Consider the following 21,776-nt stretch of genomic DNA (forward strand, 5'->3'; position numbering starts at 1 on the left):
CCAAATTACCTATGAAGGAGATCATCTTGCCAACTCATTACCTTTACCTCGTCGCATCTGTCATTGCCGAAGCGGTAGGGTATTCCGCATTGAATACCAGCGCGCAATTCACCAAGTTCTGGCCCTCGCTATTGGTGATTGCCGGGCTTGGGAGCTCGTTCTACTTTCTGACTCTGGCGCTGGAATATATGCCACTTGGCGTCACATACGCGTTAGCGTCCGGCCTTGGAATCATTGTGGTCGCCTTGGCAGGCATCGTCATTTTCGGGCAACAGCTGGACGTAGCTGCAGGCCTTGGGCTTGCGCTCATCATCGCCGGAATAGTTGTCATAAATGCCTTTTCGGACTTTGCCGTTCACTGAGGCAGATTCCGAGCGCGGAAGTCATAGACTGTGGATCGCCAGCAATTGCAAGAAAACAGCGAGACATCAGATCAGAGTCTGATGGTATCCCCATATTTTTTCCACTGCCCGGTGGTATTTATAATTGTGGCAATTGGTCTGATGACTGTGACCATGTTCTTTCAATGAAACGGCGACAGTGATCATATTCGCTACAGCTATGGATCGCGACGTGCGCTCAGGAATAGTCTAGGCGGTGGTAAATTGCTTTGTCATTTACGCGGTCTGTGGTCAAAGCGCGTGAGAGGTCTTTTGCAAAAGAAATATGTATTGAATTCTTTTGATTTGCCGCCGGGCGGAGATTTGAAAAGCGCATTTCACTTTGGTTGGCGCAACTCACCACAAAGGCTGCCATGTGGCATTTATTCAGACTACGGGAATGGCACCTGAGGGTCTTGCTGTCTCAGGGGGCGCGAATTGGATGAGACCATTTCGAAACTGTGCCGCTTTGAACGCCACCATTGGACGAGCATAACCGAAAAACCATACGCTTCGGCGGACAAGGAATTCGCAGCTTGCGACGTAAACAACAGACTTTCTGCGGTCAGTCTTTTCGGTTTGGCCCCAAATAATATTCAATCATTGTGGCCTCGTCCTCGGCGCCGTATCCGGCGCGTGTCATGATGCGGTGAACGTCGCAGCTGAGCGAAGTGAAGGGCACGGGGGTGTTTTTTTGGCGGGCGAGGTCCATTGCACCGTTCAGATCCTTGATGAAATTATCAAGCCGCCCGGTCTTGCGATAGTCGCGGGCGGCAAAACGCGGCATATATTCCTGCAGGATCGCGCTGTCGGCGCGCCCGCCTCTGAGCGCGCCGGGGATCTTCTCAACGTCGATCCCGGCATCCTCGGCAAGGGCGGTCGCCTCTGCGACGGCCATAAAGCCGATACCGCAGAGCACCTGATTTATAAGCTTGGTGGCCTGTCCTGCGCCGGAACTGCCCATATGGGTGATATTCGAAGCAATCTGGCTGAGGACTTCGCGGGCTGCTGTGACATCGCCGGCCTCGCCACCGAGCATCAAAGTCAATTCACCTGTCAGCGCCTTTGGGGCTCCGCCGGACAGCGGCGCGTCCACCCATGCGTGACCCATCCCAACAGCTTTTGATGAAAAGGCGCGCGTCGCTGCCGGAGAGACCGACGACATGTCGATGACTAACAACCCCGCTTTGGCGCGGGATAAGACGCCTGCCTCTCCAAAAACAACCTCGGCGACGGCGTCTTCGCTGTTAAGGGACAGGATTACGCTACCCGATGCCGCGCCGACCTCTGCGGGATTCGACATGCCGGTGGCCCCCTTCTCGACGAGGGCTGCAACTTTAGGCGGGTTACGGTCATAGACGTTGAGCCTTGACCCACTCTCAAGGAGCCGCGTGCCGATTGCGTGTCCCATGGCACCCGCGCCGATCAATCCGATAGTGTGTTTCACCTGCGCTCCCGTTCGAATTGAAATGGCGCAGCCGGTTTGACTGCGCTATCCGTTTTTACCTAGCGTTCCAACGCGCCGACGCCTGAGAAGCGGAAGGCTTCCTGTTCGAGCGCGTCAATTTCTTCTACTGCGGCATCTGAAATTTGCGTCAAAAATCACGGACCACACCTAATTATCATTTTATCGCAGCGTCAGGGTGAAGAGAAGAAATACAGTTCATTCATTTTCAAAATGGCGGTCTGATTGGTGGGCTAGAGACGCGTAGCGCGCCCTAAGTTACTGTTAGCTGTCTAATTTTTAAGGTAAAATGGCGGAGACGAAGGGATTCGAACCCTCGAGACCCTTCCGGGCCTACTCCCTTAGCAGGGGAGCGCCTTCGACCACTCGGCCACGTCTCCGCCGACGGGTATAACCGCGCAACTGCCAGTAATACAAGGTGAAATCGGCACTTTTTCTCGGAACCGCCACAGACACCAGAACCTCTTGAAAATAGCCAGAAACACTCGTTTTTGTATCGGTCTCGGGCAAGGTCTGAACAGATTGGAAAAAGGGTTTTCTGGCAGTCTGAAAAGGTCTTAGAGCATCCACGCTGCGAATCTACAGGTAAATCTGTCACGCAGGAATCCTGAGGCTTTGGCTATGCCTGAACCAATTGCTCCTATTTTCGATACCGCTGGATCAAACCGGTGTTCTTCGCAACAAGAAACGTCGAGCATCAGATCAGCCCCCAACTGCAGGAAGAGACTTCGCGACACAAAAAGAAATCGTAAACAGGAGACAGGCCCTTCGCAGCTACCTTTGAGGAACCCCGCACACCTCGACTAACCAAGAGAGATATCGGAACCTGATGGAACGCTGGCGAGGATGCAGTTCAAAAGGTCCTCGATGCATATGGTGTCGGCCTTGGGTTGGCGAAAAAGCTACGCTTGCCAGTGACCGACATCCGTTTTTGCAAAGGCGCGACCTACGCTGGGAGAACATGGGCGTTCGGATCAGACACTGCCGGAAATGTTCTGAAAGGCAACCTGCTTAAGTCTGAAGCGATACGGAATGCGTCTACGCGCGGGAGTAAACTTCACCAGTCGACTATCGCCGACTGTCTCGCGTAGATGGAAGAATATTTGTCGGCTGGTAGGGTGCAAGTTTGGCGAACGATGCTGCAGTGTCGACCTGCGCCTGTCGGGTGGTACCTTCAGCGCGATCGTCTCATGGAACAGGGCCTCAAATAACCAACTCGGTATTTTTCGCCTTATTTGTCAAATTGAGAGCGCCGCTTTCTGCGCGTGCATGAAGTCAGTTCGTTTCAAGATGCGAAACAGGTCTGGAGTACACGATTGTTCCACTTCGCACCCCGGACGCGCATTACTCCAGACGGTATTTTGACCGTTTTTTGGCGCTTTCGCGCGACGGGTGTTGTTGAGTTTCCCGTGTCGCTAGAGTTTACTACGAGTGGTTGCTGAAACGGACAAAAACTGGTCTGGAACAGCCCAAAAATATGTTGACGCAGTGCTGATGCCTAAATAGCGTTAACTCCAAATTAAATCAAAATTGATCGACAAGACCCCAATGCGGGGTCTTACATAGTTTATTTGAAACCAGGCTGTTCTTGCCGAGGAATTTAACTTGGAATTGGACACTGGGATGGAGAGACACCCATGGCCATTTCTTATTTCGGTAGCAATTACAACGTTGTCGCCTCCACCGTAACTTTTACTCCAAAAGACAGCCAGTTCGGCCCCGGCGCGGGTGGGGATCCGATTGAGCCGATGTTCTTTGGCATTGGCGGGGATGAGTTGCGCACGACCCCGTTCAGCGTTGGCGGCCCCGTGGTGATGGACTTACCGTTTCTTGGCGAGACTGAGGTGCTGACCGCGCGTTTGTTTGGTGAGCTTGGCGCGCGCATGGGGCTCGAGATCACCGCCGGACTGGAGAAGGGCGCGGATGACCCCGATGATCCGGACCTGATCACACCGGGTCAGATCGCGGCGGTTCTGCCCTATGATCTGGTGGTTGCCTATCCCACATTGGCAGCGGACGCTGCATCGGGTGATCTGGTTGATCTGTTCTTTGACACGACCTTCAACCCGGGTGCGAGCGCGGAAACAGGCTTTCAGACCCGCTTTCCCAGCCTGATTTTCGAGATGAACCTGATCAACGAACTGGACGTCGTTCTTGGGGCCGAGGTCGGTATATTGGGCTCGAACACGACCTTCACCCCGGTTGATTTCAATGCTTCCACGTCGATCCCGCTAATCTCCGTGGACACTGCGCGTACGGACGACGAGGGCGATGCAGACCCGCTGAACGTACTGGGCATCGGGACACAGACGATCATCAGCCTGCTGGGGCTCGACCCGATTGAGAACGAGAACGGCGAATTCGCGGGCATCTCGGTGCCGCTGAACGCCTTTTTCAATACGACATTGCCAGAAGACCGCGCCGGCGGCACGACGGATGTGACCGGTGAACAGCCCGAAGGCCGTGTGCCCGAACGGCCAGAGATCGACATCGGCCGCATTGAACTGTTCGTGCCCAACATCAATGTCACCTCCAAGGAGGTCGATGGCGTTTACGTGGCCGATCCCGATAAACGCGTGGTCAACGGCGTGGTGCAGGACGACGCGACAGGCCAGGGCAACAAAGATGATCTGGCCGCCCTCGTGCTCGATCTGGACGGGTTGACCACGCTTGCCACTGGCGGGGCTTTTCCACCGCTTGAACTGGGCTGGGAGCTGTTCAACAGCAACAACGGTGAGACCGAAGAGGACGCCAGCCCCTTTGAGCTGGCCATTGATTTCTACTACAACCTGCTGGATGTGGAATTGCGGGCCGCATTCCCGCTGGCGCAGGAGTTTGAACTGACCCCTGAAATCGCCACCAAAGTGTCTTTCTTTGAGACGACACCAGAGGGCGAAAAGGGCGATGCGGTCGCGGTACAAGTTGCGCAGACGAAAAAGCAATTGCTGTTTGATGCGTCCGGTTCGTTCACCAGTGATGCGGTGGCACAGCGCCTGTCGGAACTGGCAGCGCAATCGACACAGGTGGCGCGCGACATTGAACTCTTTGTGGACCTTGAGCGTGCCATTCCGGGTGCTTTCACCGGGGATGTGGGCGGTGTGTCGGGCGTGTTGGGCATCAGCCGAGATGGCGGCCCATTCCAGCCGCTGGATGCCTTGGGCGATGCGCCGATCGTCGAATCTGCACCGCAGTTGGGTGAAAACCAGAACGTCGACCTCGATCTGACGGGCATAGAATTCGGCTATATCATCAGCAGCCAGATCAACGGGCCGGAAACGACCGAAGTCATCCCATTGGACTTCAACCCGGACGACACCGTCTTCCGCTTTGTGGAGGTTGAAGCCCCCGCCGGATTGACGGAAACCGACTTTTTTACCGATCTGTCGGCGCTGAATGTGATCTATGGCGGTGAGCAGATCTTTGTCGAGGTCGAGACCGAGGCGCGCCCGATTATCCGCAGCACCACGGGTCTGGAGTTTGACCTGTCGTTGCTGCTGTCGGGGCTGGAGTTTGAGGCAGGCTTCAACGCCAGTGTCGATCTTGGGCCGTTCTCGGTTGGTGTCGGTCTGGATCTGGGCGTTGGCCCCTTGTTCGACGAGACGATTCCGCTGTTTGATGCGGATCTGATCACGCTGTTCGACGAGACGTTCTCGATCACGGACAGCAAGACGACCACCTTCCTGCTGGGCGGGGATGAAGCGGAGGGCGAACTGGCGCCGGGCGCCATCGTCGGCACGGAAGACGACGATAACCTGACGCCCGAAGAGTTCGGGGGACTTGATCTTGTGGCCATCGCCGCCGCGCGGCAGCAAGCCGCTGATGCTCAGGTTGTCATTGACGATACGACGCCGTTGCTGGCAGCCGCCAATGCAGCGGTGCAACCCGCGCAAGTAGCGGCAGCCCAGGCTGATGCCCAGTTTGCGGCCGCACAAGCGGTTTTCCAGCAGTTTCAAGTTCTTTTTAACCTAGGTCTCGTTTCAGCAGCTGATTTCCAGGAAGCTCGGGATGACCGCGATCAGGCGCAAGCGAATGCAACGCAGGCCAACGCGGCACTCGCCACGGTTTTGGCTGAACGCGACACGCTTCAGCAGACGCTGGACGAGGCAAATGCCGATCTGGCAGCGGCAAACCTCCTCCTTGACAGTGCGGGCAACCCTGAACTGCGCGGTACAGCGCAGGCGGATGTCATCGTCGGTCTGGGTGGCGACGACAGGCTGCTGGGTCTCGAGGGCGACGACACGCTCTTCCCGGGTGAGGGCGCGGATAGTGTCGACGGGGGCGCAGGCATTGATCTGGTAGATTTCAGTGATCTGATCGGCGCGGTCCTTACTACAGGCTACGACGGTCTTTTGCCGTCGGGCGCGCGCGCGGGCGTTGATGTGACGCTGGATGGCGGGACTGAGACCGCCGCCGAGATCAACAGCGACGCTACCGCAGGCCCGGTCACAGAGGTCAGCAATGTGGAGCGCTGGCGCCTGACCGATTTTGCTGACGTTTTGCGGATGGAAGACATCGCCTTTGGTGCTTTGGATAATCTGCGCGATGTGTCGCTGCTGGGTGGCAATGACGTAGTCGTGACGTCGTCACTTGGTGGGCGTACCATTGATGCGCCGCAACTCACCATCGATCTGGGGGAAGGCGACGACCGCTTCACAGTCACTGGCAGCGGCGGTCTGGCAGACCTTGCGCCGGGGATGACCATCCTTGGCGGGGAAGGTGTAGACACCATTGAAGTTGCCGGAAACGTCGACTTGCAGGTTTCGACTGGGCCGCTCGGGGTAACGTTTACCGGGTTCGAGAACGTCATACGGCTGGACAGCGGTGCGGGGACGCTGGCGGGCGACGACGGGGCCAACCGGCTGCAGGACAGTGCTGGCGATGGTGTTCTGATCGGGCGTGGTGGCGCGGATACGTTGCTCGGCGGGGCGGGCAATGACGTTTTGATCGGCGGCTTGGGTGCGGATTTGCTGGACGGCGGGGCAGGGACCGACACTGTCAGCTACGCCGATAGCACAACCTCCATTTTCATCCGTGAGATGCCCGGTGCGCAGATGCTGGGCTTTCGCGGCGAGGCGCAGGGCGATGTGCTGATCGACATTGAGCGCATCGAAGGCTCGGCCTTTAACGACCTCTTCCGGGGCGGCGACCGCAGCATGACCATTGAAGGCGGCGACGGCGATGATCGCATTGTAGCAGGCGCCGGAAACGATACGATCCGGGGAGGTGACGGTGACGACCTGCTGTTGCGCGCCGAAGAGGGGCAGGTATCGGGTGCCAATGTTTTTGATGGTGGCAACGGCTTTGACTTGCTGGGCGGTTTCGAGGGCGGTGAGCGTTTTGTGACGGGCTCAGTCAGCGGCACAGTACGTTTTATCGAGCGCGACCCGAACGGCATTCTGCCTTCGGTCGACAAGAACGTAGATCGAACCGGGACATTCACCTACAGCGCACCGGTGGAGCAGTTCCTGCGCGTGCGCATGGCAGATGGTGTGGCCCAGATGGTCGAGGAAGACATCAACAGCAACGCCATCTTCACAAGCGTCAGCGTCAACGGCCGCTATAACTACACGGAATTCGGCCTGTTTAACTTCCCGACGGATTGGCGCAATGTTAACATCCAGACCTTTGAGCAGTTTGGCTTCACGCGGTCGGCCTTGCTGGCGTCCAGCAACGATTTTGTAGACGGGACAGGCAGAGACTCACTGAATACTTTCATCGCTGACGCGGTCAGCGGCTTGTCGTCCAGTGAGATTGTCTCGAGCTTTTACTCCTCAGATATCCGGTCAATCGGCAGCCTGTCCTCAAGCGAAAGAATCCTGTCGACTGATACGTTCAGCAACGTCGAAGGCGTTATCGGGACCACGCGAGACGATGAACTCTTTGGCGCGGGCGCGGATGAGGCGTTCTACGGCAACGGTGGAGACGATTATATCGAGGCCGCAGCAGGTGATGACATTCTGGGCTTTGGCGAGGGCCAGGCCCTGAAAGACCTTACCGACCCACCCGGCGATACTGCCGTTCCTTCCTTCGGTCGTAGCGGCGGCACCAACGCACCGCAAAACAACCCAACTATTCTTGAACGCCTGCGCACGCTTGACCCAGATGACCGCGTGGCCAGCGCGGCGCCTGTGACTGTCACCGGCGATGTGGATGGCGCGGGCAACACCCGCGTCGATTGGGGGTCGTTCCTGTGGGGAGGAGATGGGATAGACACGCTGGACCTGCGCTTTGACAGGGGCCTGAGCTTTTTGCCGAACGACGGCCCGGCAGCGCGCGCCATCGTCGATCTGGATGTGGCACCGACCAATACCACCATTAACACCTTTACCGGGGAACGTGTCGTCTATGGCACGGCAGTCTTCACAAACCCGGGCGAAGACGCGAGCGCGCGTGGCTCCTACGTAAACGCAACGCTTTACGGCATTGAAAACGTGCTGGGAACCGCGAATGACGACATCATCAGCGGTGATGCGCGCGACAACCGGATCGAAGGCGGCGGCGGGGCCGATACGATGGACGGGCGTGGGGGCATGGATACGGCCAGCTATGCGCTGGCCTCCGAAGGCGTCGAACTGAACCTTGTGCGCGACGGGGCAGGCGTGCGACTGGACAACAGCGGCGGCGGTACTGGCGATGCGGCAGGGGACACGGCGGTCGGTTTCGAACGCTTTGAAGGGTCAGACTTCGCTGACACGGTGACCCTGACAGGGCCGGTTGCAACGGGCAATGCAACCCTTTCATTTGACGTGGCGCATTTCTTTCCCGAGGTGACGGTACCGGGTGGTTTCCCGGGCAACGATGAAACATTTCCGGCAGAAACGCGGGTCTTTACCGAAACCGTTCCGGTGTATGACCGGCTACTGACATCTGCGATACCCTTGGTTACCGTCTCGCTGGGGGATGGCGACGATGTGTTGACAGCGGGCGCCGGAATGCCGGTCGTGGCCGATATGGGTGACGGAGCCGACACCGTACATCTGACCGGTGTTGTGCATGATATCGATCTGGGCGCGGGCGACGACATGGTGAGCGTCGAGGCACTTCCTGACGGGGCCCTGACCGGGCGCTCGGCAGCGCAGCGCACCACCTTCATCGACGGGGGCGACGGTGTTGACACGGTGAGCTTTGCGTCTGATGCGTTTGTGAGCCTGCAATCCGACGGCGCGGGCCGGGCTATTGTGACCGTGGCTGCGGAACCCGCTGCGATCGAGACGACTGCATTCATCAACAGCCGCACGTTCACGGATTTCATCTTTCCATTCACCTCTGTCCAGCGGACCTCCGATCCAATCGGAGAGATCGACATAACCGGGCAGGCCAACTATACGGCGGCCTTGGATGCAATCGACGCATCCCCCGCCATTTACGATCTGACCAATGTGGAGTTCATCGAAATTGATGGCGCGCGCATTCGCCTGAACGCCGCAGACCCGGTGGTTGATGCCGATACCACGCTGACAATCACCGAGGACGCGCGCGATCCCTTTGATCTGGGCATTGTCGTACCTGCGGCCGAGCGCAGTGCCGGGGCCACGTTCCGGATCGAGGCGCTGCCCGACACTGCGCAGATCATACTGCCTGCTGATCTCGCCGCTGCCGGTCCGGTGGCTGTGGGCGATGTTCTGTCCGCCGATGAGCTGGCCGCATTGCAGGTTATCCCGGGTCAGCTTTTCGGAGATGCGGTTGATCGCTTGGAATTCGCCCGCGTCGATCCGCCGGAACCGGAAGCTTCGCGCATCGCAACCCTGCCAAGTGTTGCACCGCTGGACGGTGTGTCGCTGAACGTTACGGCGCCCACAAGCCCGGATGGCGATCCGCTTACTGTGACGATCACCCAAGCGCCCGACAGCGGCACCCTGTTCATCATGCGGCCCGACCCGGGCTTTCTTGCGCTTGGGGTGACGATGCCCATGCCCGTTGCCGTGACGGTGGGCGACACGTTGACACCGGAAGAACTTGCCGGGCTGTCCTACCGACCTGCGGACAATGCGACAGGGTCCGTGGGGGCTGTGACCTATGAGGTTGATACAGGTCTTGGTCTGCGTGAATTGAGCCAGACAACGGGGACCGACGACGCGCCTGCAGACCGTGATGGCCGCGCTGGGCAGACGATCACAATCGAAATCACACCGGTGGACGATGCGCCAAAAGTGGCGCGCTTGTTGTACCCGATTTCACCCAACGGTGTTCTGGAGGCGACTATCAACGCCGCAGACGCAGAGAATGACGCGTTTACGCTCAGTGTCGAACAGGCGCCGACGTTGGGCGCGCTGGTTCTGAATCCCGACGGTTCTTTTGTGTATCGTCAGGATGCGGAGCTGGATTTCGCAGGTGCAGATTTCCTTGAAGACAGGTTCACCGTGCGTGCAACGCAGGACGGCAGTGCCCTGGCATCACCTGCGGTCACGCAGGTTGTGCGCATTGTGAACCCAGCCAGCCAGACCGCCATTGTTTTCGATCCAACCCGGGTGGATGTCTTCTTTGACGATCAGGGCGACCCGATTGCATTGGGGGGCTTGGGCACCGACGATACGGTGATCGGCCATGATGGAAAAGACCAGCTGTTCGGCTTTGGGGGCAACGACCGTATTCTGGGCCTTGAGGGCGATGACATGCTGTCGGGTGGCTCTGGCAATGACAGGCTGAATGGCGGCGACGGCAACGACAGTATCGAAGGCGGAACCGGCGACGATGTCCTTTTCGGCAAAGCCGGGGATGACATGCTTGATGGCGGCGAGGGCGACGATGAACTGATCGGAAGCGATGGCGATGATGAGATCAACGGGCAGGCTGGCGACGATCTTCTGCGCGGTGGTGCCGGAAACGATACGATAGAAGGCGGCGAGGGCGACGATACGGTCTTTGGCGGTAACGACGATGATATCATCAACGGCGGGGTCGGTGACGATATGCTCGGCGGTAACGGCGGCAATGACACGATCAATGGTGGCAGCGGCGACGATATGCTGATCGGCGGTCTCGACAGCGACGTACTGGATGGCGGTGACGGTGCAGATGAACTGCGCGGCGGCGGGGGCGATGACACGCTCATTGGCGGTGACGGCGACGACGTGATGTTTGGCTCGTTCAATGACGATGTGCTGTATGGCGGTGCGGGCAATGACGTGTTGAATGGCAACACTCAGGTCGACTTGCTGTTTGGCGAGGCGGGGAATGATATTCTGCGCGGCGGCGACGGTTTTGACACTCTTGATGGTGGCGCAGGCAACGACACGCTCGAAGGGGGCAATGGCAAGGACATTCTGAACGGTGGCAGTGGGCAGGACATCCTGCGCGGACAGGCCCAGAACGATACTTTCGTCTTTGCAAACGCCTCGGATTCTGCCTTTGGCAGTGCGGACCTGATCGACGGCTTTGATGGTGTCGGCAGTCAGGGAGGCGATGTCATCGACCTGTCGTTGATTGATGCCGATTTCGCGGCCAGTGGAAATCAGGGTTTCGTGTTCCTTGGCGCTCTGACAACCGCACAGGGCCTCGCGGCAGGCGCTGGCGCGCTGTGGGTTGAGGATTTTGGCACTCAGACGCGGCTCTATGGTCTTGTGGACGATGACAATACCATTGATCTGGCGGTTCGGATCAATGACGGTGCTGCCACGAGAGCCAGTGATTATTTAGTGGGTGATTTTATTGTCTGAAGCTCAACCCTTGCCCGCCACCGGTTGTTGAAGCAACTGGTGAAGCGGATCGACTGTCCGTTTTCGCGTAAAATGGGATCCCGTAGCTGTTTGAGCACGGGAGGTTCTGGTTCGCTTGTGTGATGGATCAGACCCAGATTTTGACATTTGGATGCACCCCGAAGACTTGCGTCTTGTGGGCATTGAAGCTGACATAAACGGGACACCTCGCCTTGATGGCGCGACCAAGGCGCCGGAGTGCATCCAATGCACGAGAGAGCAGCCCCATGGAAGAAGTTGGATAGACGGTCGAACCTTTCGAGGACTGTTTGATACGAACGGGCGAAGGCAACACCCTCGGTGTTGCGAATATGGACCCGAAGGTACTCCCCTCCGGTATGTTGACATACATCTTTAGGAGATCTTCGGAGACAACTCAGGACACCGTTTGCAAGCTTGTCGATGTGGCCGATCTTTGGTGGGACAGCCATTTGTGGCTTCCATGGTTGTGCAAATATGTGCTGAGGGATGAACGAAAACGCCGAATTTCAATGAAACACGGGGGTTACGTGGGAAAAATGGCTCCGGCGGTAGGGATCGAACCTACGACCAATTGATTAACAGTCAACTGCTCTACCGCTGAGCTACGCCGGAACGGTTTGGGCGATATAGCAGTGCTCTTAATATGCGTCCAGTGCCTTTTTTGAGAAAATGAGGAAATTATCGATGATATCGGTCAGTCCGTTCGAAAGAGGTTGTGACGTCGAGCGGTCCTGTGAAGGCAACTTGGAATTTACCTTGCAAATCAATCAGGTGCGCGATGACATTTCGTTGTGCCGCAGGGATGAGGGCAGCCGGTGTGTCGTGGTAAACGTGATGTGTGATCTTCACAACATTGGCTGGACCATCGGCGAGATAATCAAGGATCGCGGCTTCCCTCGCTTTTCTGTGCGAGATCAGCCATTCCAGCCTGTCGTGAGGGGCCTCGATACGATCGCCGTGACCCGGTAGAAACCGACGCCAGGGATGGCATTTGAGACGCGCGCAGGAGGCCATGAAATCTGTCAGATCTCCATCGGGTGGGGACACGAGTGAACTGGCCCACCCCATGACATGATCGCCCGTAAAGCAGATATCCCCGTGCGCTAAGGCGATGTGGTTCCCCAGGTGGCCGGGCGTGTGAATGACTTTCAAAGCCCAGTCCGAGCCGCTTATGACCTCTCCGTCTGATACGCAAATGTCCGGGGAAAACGACAGATCAATGCCTTCGCCGCCACCGGACAGCCCGGCGTCTGCCAAGTGTTGCATCACTGGCGAGCGGCCGGCAAAGGGCCCGCCAAAAGCAAGGACGGGCGCACCGGTTACCTCGGACAATCGCGCGGCCAAGGGGGAATGATCCAGATGACTGTGCGTCACGATGATCTGCGTGATGCGTTGGCGGCCTGTCACACAGGACAGAAGAGCTGTGAGGTGCCTTTCGTCGGCCGGGCCGGGGTCAATCACAGCAATGTCGCGAGTGCCCACCAGATAGGTGTTGGTGCCCTTGTAGGTCATTGGGGATGGGTTCGGGGCCACGATACGGCGTATATTCGGTTCTATCACCTGCGGGATGCCGATGGGTGGGTCGAAATCATCTGCCATGGTCATTCGGTCTTTCTAATGGGGAGGGGCGCCGCTAGGGTCTACCCCATGTTATTTGGGTGGCTCAAACAGTATATGCCCCGCAGCCTTTATGTACGGGCTGTTTTGATCCTGCTGTTGCCGGTCGTTTTCTTGCAACTGGTGGTCACCATACTTTTTCTGACCCGCCATTTCGAGGATGTCACCCAGCAAATGGTGACAGCCGTCTCCCGTGAGGTTTTGCTGGTACTCGACATTGTTGATTCTGCGCCTGATGCAGGGTCCGTTTCAACGCAGGTGGTGGCACAGGCCAGCCAATTGGCGCTGACAGCAACGCCTGTATCACCCGATGATGTGCCAACACAGATGCTGCGCCACTGGTATGACTTTTCCGGACGCGTGATCGTGGCGCGTTTGCCATCGCGGGTCGCGCAGATTGAAACAATTGACCTTTTGGACGATCAGCGCGTCCATGTATATGCGCAAACCCGCCATGGTCCGATACGCATGAGCTTTGATCGCAATCGCGTCTCAGCCGAAAATCCGCATCAGCTGTTTGTGAATATGGCGTTTTTCGGTGGGTTGGTGACGGTCATCGCGATTTTGTACCTGCGCAACCAGTTACGCCCGATCAAGCGGTTGGCGCGGGCTGCTGAAGCCTTTGGGCGCGGGCGGCATGAGCCCTATACTCCGGCCGGTGCGTCCGAGGTTCGCGCTGCTGGCAATGCGTTTCTGGATATGCGCAACAGGATCGAACGCCAGATCGAACAACGCACATTGATGTTGTCAGGGGTGAGCCACGATTTGCGCACGCCGCTGACACGCATGCGGCTGAGCTTGTCGATGCTGGAAGACGCGGAGCGCGAACTGTTGGAGCAGGACGTAGATGACATGCAGGAAATGCTTGATGCCTTTCTGAGCTTTGCCAAAGGAGCGGGAGAGGGTGAGCCCGAAGCTGTCGACCCGCGCGCCTTGGTCAGCACGGTAGTAGAAGATGCAAAACGGGCAGGACGGGACGTCACATTGGTCGCGCAGGAAGGCGAAGGTACCGGAACCGTCAAGCTGAATGTGCTGGCCATGCGGCGTGCATTGGATAACCTGATTTCCAATGCGGTACGGTATGGCTCACGCGCGCAGGTGTCGGTCATGCTGAGCGATAAATCCCTCAGGGTGCGGGTTGAAGATGATGGGCCGGGCATCCCTGAACAGCGACGAAGCGAGGCGACACGACCGTTTACGCGTCTGGATGCGGCGCGTAATCAGGATAAGGGCGGTGGCGTCGGTCTGGGACTTGCGATTGCAAATGATATTGCCCGCGCGCATGGCGGTACCCTGAGGCTGGGCGTGTCTGAACATCTGGGCGGTCTGTGTGCCGACATCGTTATCGCGCGCTAAGGGTGCATATCTGCGCTTGGGGTGTTTCAGGCTGGCATATCGTCGATCCGTCACAAAGGCAGCACATCAAACAGTGCGCCGGTTTCAATCGAAGATTTTTTATGATGTGGTGCCTACCATCCGTAAACGAAAGTACGAGGCGAAACAGGTATGGCGGTTCTTCGGGCGGGCGCACATGCTCATGGGGACCGGACTGCGTTCGGCGCGGGTTCACACTTGAAGCCGATGTTGTATGGGGCCGTCGATACAAGCATTCTGCCCTCTGAAAGGCATCTTGTGGCGCATGTCCGATCGCTTGTCATTGGGGCGGCTGCCTTCTGTCTTGTCTGCTCACTTGCGTTTGATGAGGCCGCCGCACAGTCCAGCGTCGTCGATGATCCGCTTAAATCTGTTCGATCCGTACAGGAAAAATCTGATTACGGTTTGGGAAACGGCTCCTTTCTCGTTGCGCCGATTCCGTTCTCGAATCCGGTTGTCGGTGCGGGGCTGGCGCTTGGTGGAGGATATCTGTTTCAGCTGGACCCTGAAGCTGACACGTCCTTTGTGGGACTTGGCGCATTGGCATCTGACAATGGCAGCAGCGCAATTGGAACCGCCTTGAACCTGTCATTTGGCAACGGGTGGCGCTTTGATTTCGCACTGGTCGACGCGGATCTGAGGTATGATCTGTTCTTGGGACAACTGGAGGTTCCGATTGAACAGGACGGGACGTTGCTTAACAGCGGTTTCGACTACAAGATTTCCAAGACGATCTCTGTGGGCGCCGCTTTCAGGTATTTGGACTCGACGATTGGCCTGCGCAATTCCGAAACGGCTGTTCCGCCGGAACTGCTCCCGGATCTGGGGCTGGAACTGATGAGCCTTGGCGGCCGGTTTGAGTGGGATGTCCGCGATGACGGGGATTACCCGACGCAGGGGGCACTGTTCAGCATTGCCGCGAACCGAGGCTCCACGCTTTCCGGGCCCGCACGCAGCTATGGTTATGGATCAGCGAATTTTGATGTCTATAACGCGCTCAGCGATACATCCGTGCTGGCTGGCAGGCTATCTACCTGTGCTGCATCGGAGAACGCCCCGTTCTTTGACAAATGCTCTATCGGGTTCAGTGATGCGTTCCGCGGGTTTTCACCCACAGAATTCTACGACACCCGCATGGCCTCGGCCCAGATTGAGGTCCGCCAACGCTTGGGGAACCGGTGGGGCGTGGTTGCGTTCGGGGGCATCGGCTGGACGGGCTCCAGTTACGGATCACTTACCGAAGACGGAGACCGCATCGCCGGCGGTCTTGGCGTGCGCTATCGTGTCTCGCAGCAATTTCCGATCGACTTCTCAGTGGATGTGTCGCGCAACAATGACAGCGAAGAGTTTTTGTATATTTACGTCGGCCAGCGGTTTTGATGTCTGGCTCTTGTGACGGCGCACGGTTTGACCTCACGGCGCGCGGTTATCGGGTCCAATACAAGAAGAGCGACCGGGGTTGGGCTCTGGTCAGGGTTCAATCGACGCCGCGACCTTTCTGTTAGCGGATGCGCAGGATCATCAAACGGCCTCTGAAACCCAGTGTCACCTTCGAGCGGTGATGCGCCGGACAAACGGTCAATGAAAAACCAAGGCCGTAAGACGAGGGTGTGACCGCTCTGACACGTGACCGAAGAAAAGGAGTGTATATAGTATGGTGGTAGGCCCGGCAGGACTTGAACCCGCAACCAAAGCGTTATGAGCGCTCTGCTCTAACCAGTTGAGCTACAGGCCCGCCATAACCGCTGGGTAATCGCCCGTGTGCACGACGTCAAGACCCTGTATGATCTGCTTTGGATTGCAGTCTGCTCAGATATGATTTACCTCGGCCCCAATCATGCTCACGCAGGAGAGAGCGCCATGAATTTGCCGAAAAACGGGATGACTTACGCCGATGCAGGCGTGGATATTGACGCCGGGAATGCGCTTGTGGACCGGATCAAACCGGCAGCCAAGCGCACGAACAGGTCCGGTGTCATGGCAGGGCTGGGCGGCTTTGGTGCGCTGTTTGATCTGAAAGATGCAGGCTACACTGACCCGATCCTTGTGGCCGCGACGGACGGTGTCGGCACGAAACTTCGGATCGCCATTGATACCGGCCATGTGGACGGCGTTGGTATTGACCTGGTGGCCATGTGCGTGAATGATCTGGTCTGCCAGGGCGCGGAGCCACTGTTTTTCCTTGATTATTTTGCCACGGGTCTGCTGGAGACTGAAAAAGCCGCACGCATTATCGAAGGCATTGCGCTTGGCTGCGAGCGCGCCGGATGCGCGCTGATCGGTGGTGAAACCGCAGAGATGCCGGGCATGTATCCTGCCGGTGATTTTGACCTTGCAGGGTTTTCCGTCGGCGCGATGGAACGGGGCGGCGCACTTCCGGCGGACGTGGCACAGGGCGACGTGTTGCTGGGCCTTGCCTCTGACGGTGTGCATTCCAATGGCTACAGCCTTGTGCGCAAACTGGTCGAAGTCTCCGGGTTGTCGTGGGATGCGGCCTGTCCGTGGTCCGATCAATCTCTGGGGGCTGAATTGCTGACCCCGACGCGGTTGTATGTAAAACAGGCGCTGGCGGCGATTGACGCAGGGGGCGTACATGCGCTTGCGCATATTACCGGCGGCGGGCTGACGGAAAACCTGCCGCGCGTTTTGCCCGAGGGGCTGGGGGCGGATATTGATCTGGGCACATGGTCTCTGCCTGCTGTTTTCCGCTGGATGGCACAGACGGGCGGCATGGAAGAGGCTGAAATGCTCAAGACATTCAACTGCGGGCTCGGCATGATTCTCGTTGTCGCGGAAAAAGAGGCCGACGCGCTGACGGAACTGCTGGCCGGTTTGGGCGAGGATGTCGCGCGCATCGGGCGTGTCAGCGCGCAAGACGGTGTGCACTATTCCGGCATGCTTTTGTGACGAAACGGGTCGCGATTTTCATCTCGGGTGGTGGATCGAACATGGTCCGCCTGCTGGACAGCATGACCGGGGATCATCCGGCGCGCGCATGTGTGGTCTTGTCGAATAACCCCAAGGCCGGCGGGCTGGAGCGGGCCGAGGAACGCGGTGTGCCAACCGAAATCGTGCGACACCAGCCCTTTGGTGCGGATACCTCCGGCTTTGAACACGCGATCCTTGGCGCGCTGGCGGAGCACAAGCCGGATATCATCTGTCTGGCGGGTTTCATGCGGATCCTGACGGCGGAATTTGTCAACAGGTGGCGCGGGCGGATGCTCAACGTTCATCCCTCATTATTGCCAAAATACAAAGGGTTGCACACACATGCGCGGGCAATTGCGGCCGGGGATACCGCGCATGGATGCACGGTTCATGAAGTAACGCCGATTTTGGATGACGGCCCGATATTGGGTCAGGCACGGGTGCCCGTGCACCCCGACGATACCAAGGACACGCTGGCGGCGAGGGTATTGGTGCAGGAACACATTCTGTACCCTATGGTTCTGCGTCGCTTTACCAATGGTGACAGGACGCCCGTTTTTCTAAACGATTGACGGATTGTGCTGCTGGTCAATCCGATCAGGCTCGTGTAACAATTTCCCTACTGGGTGGACGTAAACACTAAAAACAAAGAATTGCCCGAATGAAAACCATCACAACGACACAAGCGCTGGAAGAATTCTGCACACAGGCAGCCCAGTTTGATTATGTGACGGTCGACACGGAATTTCTCAGAGAGCGCACATATTATTCCAAGCTGTGCCTTATTCAGCTTGCCATGCCGGGTGAGGATGACAGCACCGGCTGCATCGTTGACCCGCTGGTGCCCGGTCTGTCGCTTGAACCGCTTTACGCGTTGTTTCGCGACACATCCGTGGTCAAGGTGTTTCACGCCGCACGGCAGGATCTTGAGATTTTTTACGTCGATGCCGAGGTCTTTCCCGAGCCTTTGTTTGACACGCAGGTCGCTGCCATGGTCTGCGGTTTTGGCGAACAGGTGGGCTATGAAACACTGGTGCGCCGGATCGCCAAACAGCCGCTGGACAAGACCTCGCGTTTCACCGATTGGTCGCGCCGCCCGTTGACGGATGCGCAGATGAAATATGCCTTGGCCGATGTCACCCATCTGCGTGATGTCTACGAATTTCTCGCAGAAAAGCTTGAAGAAACCGGGCGCAGCCGCTGGGTGCGCGAGGAACTGACCGTTCTGACCAGCCCGGAAACCTATATCATTCCACCGATGGACGCTTGGCGGCGGGTAAAAACGCGGACGAATTCACCCAAGTTTCTGGCCGTTGTGCGGGAATTGGCGGCGTTCCGCGAAATCTATGCGCAGGAGCGCAACGTCCCACGCAACCGGGTGTTCAAGGATGATGCGCTGATCGAACTGGCCTCGAACAAACCAAAGACACAGGAAGAGTTGGGGCGCTCGCGCCTGTTGCTGCGCGAGGGGCGGCGGGGCGATGTTGCGGATGGCATTCTGCAGGCGGTCCAGCGCGGCGTGGAATGCCCGCAACAAGACATGCCAAAACCGGACCGATCACGCGACAAACTGCAGGTGAACCCTGCACTGGCGGATCTGTTGCGCGTATTGCTCAAGGCCAAAACGGAAAGTGCGGGTGTTGCGGCCAAGCTGATTGCGCCCGCCGCTGATCTGGATGCGATTGCCGCGGGTCTGCGCGATGTGCCAGCGTTGAACGGATGGCGGCGCGAAGTCTTTGGGGAAGATGCACTGCGTCTGTGTGAGGGAAAGATTGCCCTCGCCGCGGAAGGCGCAAACGTGCGTATCGTCAACCTCGACGCATGATCACACGCTCAGCGTCGCCGCTCCAATGCGTTTTGCAGACCTTCAACCCGGATCGTGCGCGTCCCTGACAATTCCTGATCCGTGAGCGTGCGCGCGACGGTGACTTCGCGGGTTTCCGGCGTGCCGCCTGCAATCTGCGTGTACTGCGCCTGAAGCTGGTAGGTCAGTACGCCATCTTCGGGCAATTCGTCTTCATTGCTGGGCGTCAGCCGTGCGTTGAAGGGGCCTTGGGTCGATGCAAGCCCGGTCGCACGGATCAGCACCCCGCCGGGGACGCGTTCCAGCGTCAGGTCCGCAATCGCGTCGATCGTTGTTCCGGGATAGATCGCAATCTGATTGCGCCTGTTCTGGAAAACGCCGTCGCTTTCCGGGATCAGCGGATTTGCCGCGTCGATCGGCTCCAGAACGCTTTCATCCGGTGCGTCATTTCCAAACCAATTCATGGGGTTGGCCGAACTGCCGCATCCGGCGAGAAAGACAGCACTTACCAACAAAGCGGGGATTGTTATACGCATGCGTTCGCCAATTACGTTTTCTGTTCCCTTTGACCTAGACTATCTGCGGGCTGATGAAAAGTGTCCATCAGAGGCTGGGACCTTTACCTTTGCGCGGTGCCGACTTACCTGTGACGTCAAAAGACAGGAGACCCGTCATGGCACAGGCTGCATTCGAAGAATTGGTCGAAGATTTTGAATTTCTCGACGATTGGGAAGATCGCTATCGTCTCGTCATCGAAGAAGGCAAATCGATGGCGCCTCTTGATGCCGCACTCAAGGTGCCTGCCACAAAGGTTGAGGGCTGCGCCAGTCAGGTCTGGCTGCATGTGACGCCCGAAGATGGTGTGATGCAGTTTGAGGGCGAGAGTGATGCGATGATCGTGAACGGCCTGATTGCCGTTTTGCGCAAGCTCTATTGCGGGGCGCCGCTGAGCGAGGTGGTGGCCATTGACGCGCGCGCTGAGATGGGGCGTTTGGGGTTGAACGACCACCTGTCCGCGCAGCGTTCAAACGGTCTGCGCGCCATGATCGAGCGGATCAGGGACGTCGCCGCCAAATCCGCGTAGACGCCCCGCTACAATCTGGCCAACGCGGTCGATAGGTCCCCATAGCCGGTAAATCGCCGCTCGAAAGTCAGTCCAAGCCGTTCGGCGCAGCGTTCCGCTTTCTCGGTCAGTGCGGGATCGTCGGTCTGCGCCTGATAGACCAGTTTTTCGTAATGTGCGAAATACATATCGCGCAGCTCTGGGTGGCGGTCGAGGCCCATCGGCCGGATCACGAAAGCGTCGAACTGACGGACCAGAAAATCGGTCAGATAAAAGGTTGTGATCTCATGCTCTGCCGCTTCGGCAAAGTGCGCGTTGCCTTCGAAAAAGCTGTAGCAATGCGGACCTGATATCATCTCGACCCCCAAGGCGTCGCAGGCCGATTGCAACTGTCCGCCGGTGCCGCAATCGGCATAGACGACGAAAATGTCGCTATAGTCTTTCCTGTGTTTTGCAACGGCGTCGCGCACCGCCGCCGTTATCTTGTCAGGGTAAAGATGCAGATTGGCGGGCAGGCAGGTCAGATCCAGATGGGTCCAACCGTTTGCCGCCTTGAGGTCCAGAATTTCGCGCGCCAAAGCCCCGCAGGCAATCAACAGAACGCGCCCTGTCTGATGCGCCATGTCCAACCCGTCTTCGGTTAGCTGCTGGTCATTCAGATCCGTCATCTCCATGCCTCACACAGATCTCCGACCGGGCGCGGCGTGTTTCAGGCCGATTTTTGATTGTGTTTACGCCCAACCCATTCTTTTGCCGTTTCCACGGCCACGGCTGCATCACGGCAATAGGCATCTGCGCCGATGGCCTTGCCGAATTCTTCGTTCAGCGGCGCGCCACCCACCAGCACGATGTAGTCATCACGCACGCCTTTCTCGACCATCGTATCAATAACCACTTTCATATAGGGCATCGTGGTGGTGAGGAGGGCGGACATGCCAAGGATCTCGGGTTGCTCTTTCTCCAGCGCTTCCATGTAGGATTCAACGGGGTTGTTGATTCCCAGATCGACGACCTCAAAACCCGCGCCTTCCATCATCATGCCGACAAGGTTCTTGCCGATGTCATGGATGTCGCCCTTGACCGTGCCAATGACCATCTTGCCCACGCGCGGGGCCCCCGTTTCGGCCAGCAGCGGTTTGAGAATTGCCATGCCGCCTTTCATAGCGTTTGCGGCGAGCAGAACCTCAGGTACAAAAAGAATGCCGTCCCGGAAATCAGCACCGACGATTGTCATGCCGCCGACCAAGGCCTTTGTCAAAATATCATAGGGCTGCCATTCACGTTCCAGCAGGATGTTGACGCTTTCTTCTATTTCCTCTTTGAGGCCATCATAGAGGTCGTCAAACATCTGCTGGACCAGTTCTTCATCGTCCAGTTCCGACAGAATGATTTCGTCTTCATCCGACATGATCGTTCCTTTACCAGAGGCACAATGGGTGCGTCACTTTGGACCATCTTTCGCTTGAAC

At 57.7% G+C, this 21,776-nt stretch carries 13 protein-coding genes and 3 tRNA genes; 8 read left to right on the plus strand and 8 right to left on the minus strand.

The features are described 5' to 3' along the window. The first annotated feature begins 26 nt into the window (after positions 1 to 26). Positions 27 to 362 (plus strand): multidrug efflux SMR transporter, encoded by a 336-nt coding sequence (locus K5Q35_RS11415; protein WP_220799648.1) that lies wholly within the window; start codon positions 27 to 29, stop codon positions 360 to 362. A 583-nt stretch (positions 363 to 945) separates the two neighbouring features. Here the strand turns inward: K5Q35_RS11415 and K5Q35_RS11420 are convergent. Together K5Q35_RS11420 and K5Q35_RS11425 are read right to left on the minus strand one after the other, a co-directional pair. Continuing rightward, positions 946 to 1,827, minus strand: coding sequence for an NAD(P)-dependent oxidoreductase (locus K5Q35_RS11420; protein WP_220799649.1), 882 nt, complete (start codon positions 1,825 to 1,827; stop codon positions 946 to 948). Between the two features lie 308 nt (positions 1,828 to 2,135). Next, positions 2,136 to 2,225 (minus strand) — tRNA-Ser (locus K5Q35_RS11425). A 1,257-nt stretch (positions 2,226 to 3,482) separates the two neighbouring features. Here K5Q35_RS11425 and K5Q35_RS11430 point away from each other — a divergent pair. Next, complete coding sequence (locus K5Q35_RS11430) at positions 3,483 to 11,501, plus strand: VCBS domain-containing protein (protein ID WP_220799650.1); 8,019 nt, start codon at positions 3,483 to 3,485, stop codon at positions 11,499 to 11,501. 558 nt (positions 11,502 to 12,059) lie between these two features. Here K5Q35_RS11430 and K5Q35_RS11435 read toward each other — a convergent pair. Together K5Q35_RS11435 and K5Q35_RS11440 are read right to left on the minus strand one after the other, a co-directional pair. Then, a tRNA-Asn gene (locus K5Q35_RS11435) sits at positions 12,060 to 12,134 on the minus strand. 66 nt (positions 12,135 to 12,200) lie between these two features. Next, positions 12,201 to 13,127: an MBL fold metallo-hydrolase gene (locus K5Q35_RS11440; protein ID WP_220799651.1), complete on the minus strand. Its 927-nt coding sequence runs from the start codon at positions 13,125 to 13,127 to the stop codon at positions 12,201 to 12,203. 42 nt (positions 13,128 to 13,169) lie between these two features. Between K5Q35_RS11440 and K5Q35_RS11445 the strand changes: the two genes are divergently transcribed. Continuing rightward, entirely contained in the window at positions 13,170 to 14,495 is a 1,326-nt protein-coding gene (locus tag K5Q35_RS11445) for an ATP-binding protein (RefSeq protein WP_220799652.1), read from the plus strand. A 225-nt stretch (positions 14,496 to 14,720) separates the two neighbouring features. Beyond that, positions 14,721 to 15,893, plus strand: a complete 1,173-nt coding sequence (locus K5Q35_RS11450; RefSeq protein WP_259650530.1) for a BamA/TamA family outer membrane protein — start codon at positions 14,721 to 14,723, stop codon at positions 15,891 to 15,893. Positions 15,894 to 16,171: 278 nt separating this feature from the next. Here K5Q35_RS11450 and K5Q35_RS11455 read toward each other — a convergent pair. Beyond that, a tRNA-Ile gene (locus K5Q35_RS11455) sits at positions 16,172 to 16,248 on the minus strand. Positions 16,249 to 16,373: 125 nt separating this feature from the next. Between K5Q35_RS11455 and purM the strand changes: the two genes are divergently transcribed. The 3 genes from purM (at position 16,374) to rnd (ending at position 19,266) form a co-directional block, all read left to right on the plus strand. After that, positions 16,374 to 17,420 (plus strand): phosphoribosylformylglycinamidine cyclo-ligase, encoded by a 1,047-nt coding sequence (gene purM / locus K5Q35_RS11460; RefSeq protein WP_220799654.1) that lies wholly within the window; start codon positions 16,374 to 16,376, stop codon positions 17,418 to 17,420. Further along, positions 17,417 to 18,013 (plus strand): phosphoribosylglycinamide formyltransferase, encoded by a 597-nt coding sequence (gene purN, locus K5Q35_RS11465; protein WP_220799655.1) that lies wholly within the window; start codon positions 17,417 to 17,419, stop codon positions 18,011 to 18,013. The genes purM and purN overlap by 4 nt, the downstream gene beginning before the upstream one ends. Before the next feature lie 89 nt (positions 18,014 to 18,102). Continuing rightward, positions 18,103 to 19,266, plus strand: coding sequence for a ribonuclease D (rnd, locus tag K5Q35_RS11470; protein ID WP_013962162.1), 1,164 nt, complete (start codon positions 18,103 to 18,105; stop codon positions 19,264 to 19,266). Positions 19,267 to 19,274: 8 nt separating this feature from the next. On the opposite strand, the gene K5Q35_RS11475 is transcribed toward rnd, so the two are convergent. Next, on the minus strand, positions 19,275 to 19,781 hold the full coding sequence (locus K5Q35_RS11475) for a hypothetical protein (RefSeq protein WP_013962161.1): 507 nt from the start codon (positions 19,779 to 19,781) through the stop codon (positions 19,275 to 19,277). A gap of 137 nt (positions 19,782 to 19,918) precedes the next feature. On the opposite strand from K5Q35_RS11475, the gene K5Q35_RS11480 reads away from it, so the two are divergent. Continuing rightward, positions 19,919 to 20,329: a SufE family protein gene (locus K5Q35_RS11480; protein WP_220799656.1), complete on the plus strand. Its 411-nt coding sequence runs from the start codon at positions 19,919 to 19,921 to the stop codon at positions 20,327 to 20,329. An 8-nt stretch (positions 20,330 to 20,337) separates the two neighbouring features. On the opposite strand, the gene K5Q35_RS11485 is transcribed toward K5Q35_RS11480, so the two are convergent. Beyond that, positions 20,338 to 20,976: a DUF1638 domain-containing protein gene (locus K5Q35_RS11485; RefSeq protein WP_220799657.1), complete on the minus strand. Its 639-nt coding sequence runs from the start codon at positions 20,974 to 20,976 to the stop codon at positions 20,338 to 20,340. A 41-nt stretch (positions 20,977 to 21,017) separates the two neighbouring features. Beyond that, on the minus strand, positions 21,018 to 21,716 hold the full coding sequence (locus K5Q35_RS11490) for a cobalamin-binding protein (RefSeq protein ID WP_013962158.1): 699 nt from the start codon (positions 21,714 to 21,716) through the stop codon (positions 21,018 to 21,020). Between the last annotated feature and the right edge of the window lie 60 nt (positions 21,717 to 21,776).

It is taken from the genome of Roseobacter sp. OBYS 0001, from assembly GCF_019654895.1.
Taxonomy (GTDB): Bacteria; Pseudomonadota; Alphaproteobacteria; order Rhodobacterales; family Rhodobacteraceae; genus Roseobacter; species Roseobacter litoralis.

What these genes read in the sequence shown, in the direction of transcription:
- K5Q35_RS11445 (WP_220799652.1), top strand. Translation starts at nt 13,170, where the DNA reads ATGTTATTTGGGTGGCTCAAACAGTATATGCCCCGCAGCCTTTATGTA.
- K5Q35_RS11480 (WP_220799656.1), top strand. Translation starts at nt 19,919, where the DNA reads ATGGCACAGGCTGCATTCGAAGAATTGGTCGAAGATTTTGAATTTCTC.
- K5Q35_RS11430 (WP_220799650.1), top strand. Translation starts at nt 3,483, where the DNA reads ATGGCCATTTCTTATTTCGGTAGCAATTACAACGTTGTCGCCTCCACC.
- K5Q35_RS11440 (WP_220799651.1), bottom strand. Translation starts at nt 13,127, where the DNA reads ATGACCATGGCAGATGATTTCGACCCACCCATCGGCATCCCGCAGGTG.
- K5Q35_RS11475 (WP_013962161.1), bottom strand. Translation starts at nt 19,781, where the DNA reads ATGCGTATAACAATCCCCGCTTTGTTGGTAAGTGCTGTCTTTCTCGCC.
- K5Q35_RS11490 (WP_013962158.1), bottom strand. Translation starts at nt 21,716, where the DNA reads ATGTCGGATGAAGACGAAATCATTCTGTCGGAACTGGACGATGAAGAA.
- purM (WP_220799654.1), top strand. Translation starts at nt 16,374, where the DNA reads ATGAATTTGCCGAAAAACGGGATGACTTACGCCGATGCAGGCGTGGAT.
- rnd (WP_013962162.1), top strand. Translation starts at nt 18,103, where the DNA reads ATGAAAACCATCACAACGACACAAGCGCTGGAAGAATTCTGCACACAG.
- K5Q35_RS11485 (WP_220799657.1), bottom strand. Translation starts at nt 20,976, where the DNA reads ATGACGGATCTGAATGACCAGCAGCTAACCGAAGACGGGTTGGACATG.
- K5Q35_RS11450 (WP_259650530.1), top strand. Translation starts at nt 14,721, where the DNA reads ATGTTGTATGGGGCCGTCGATACAAGCATTCTGCCCTCTGAAAGGCAT.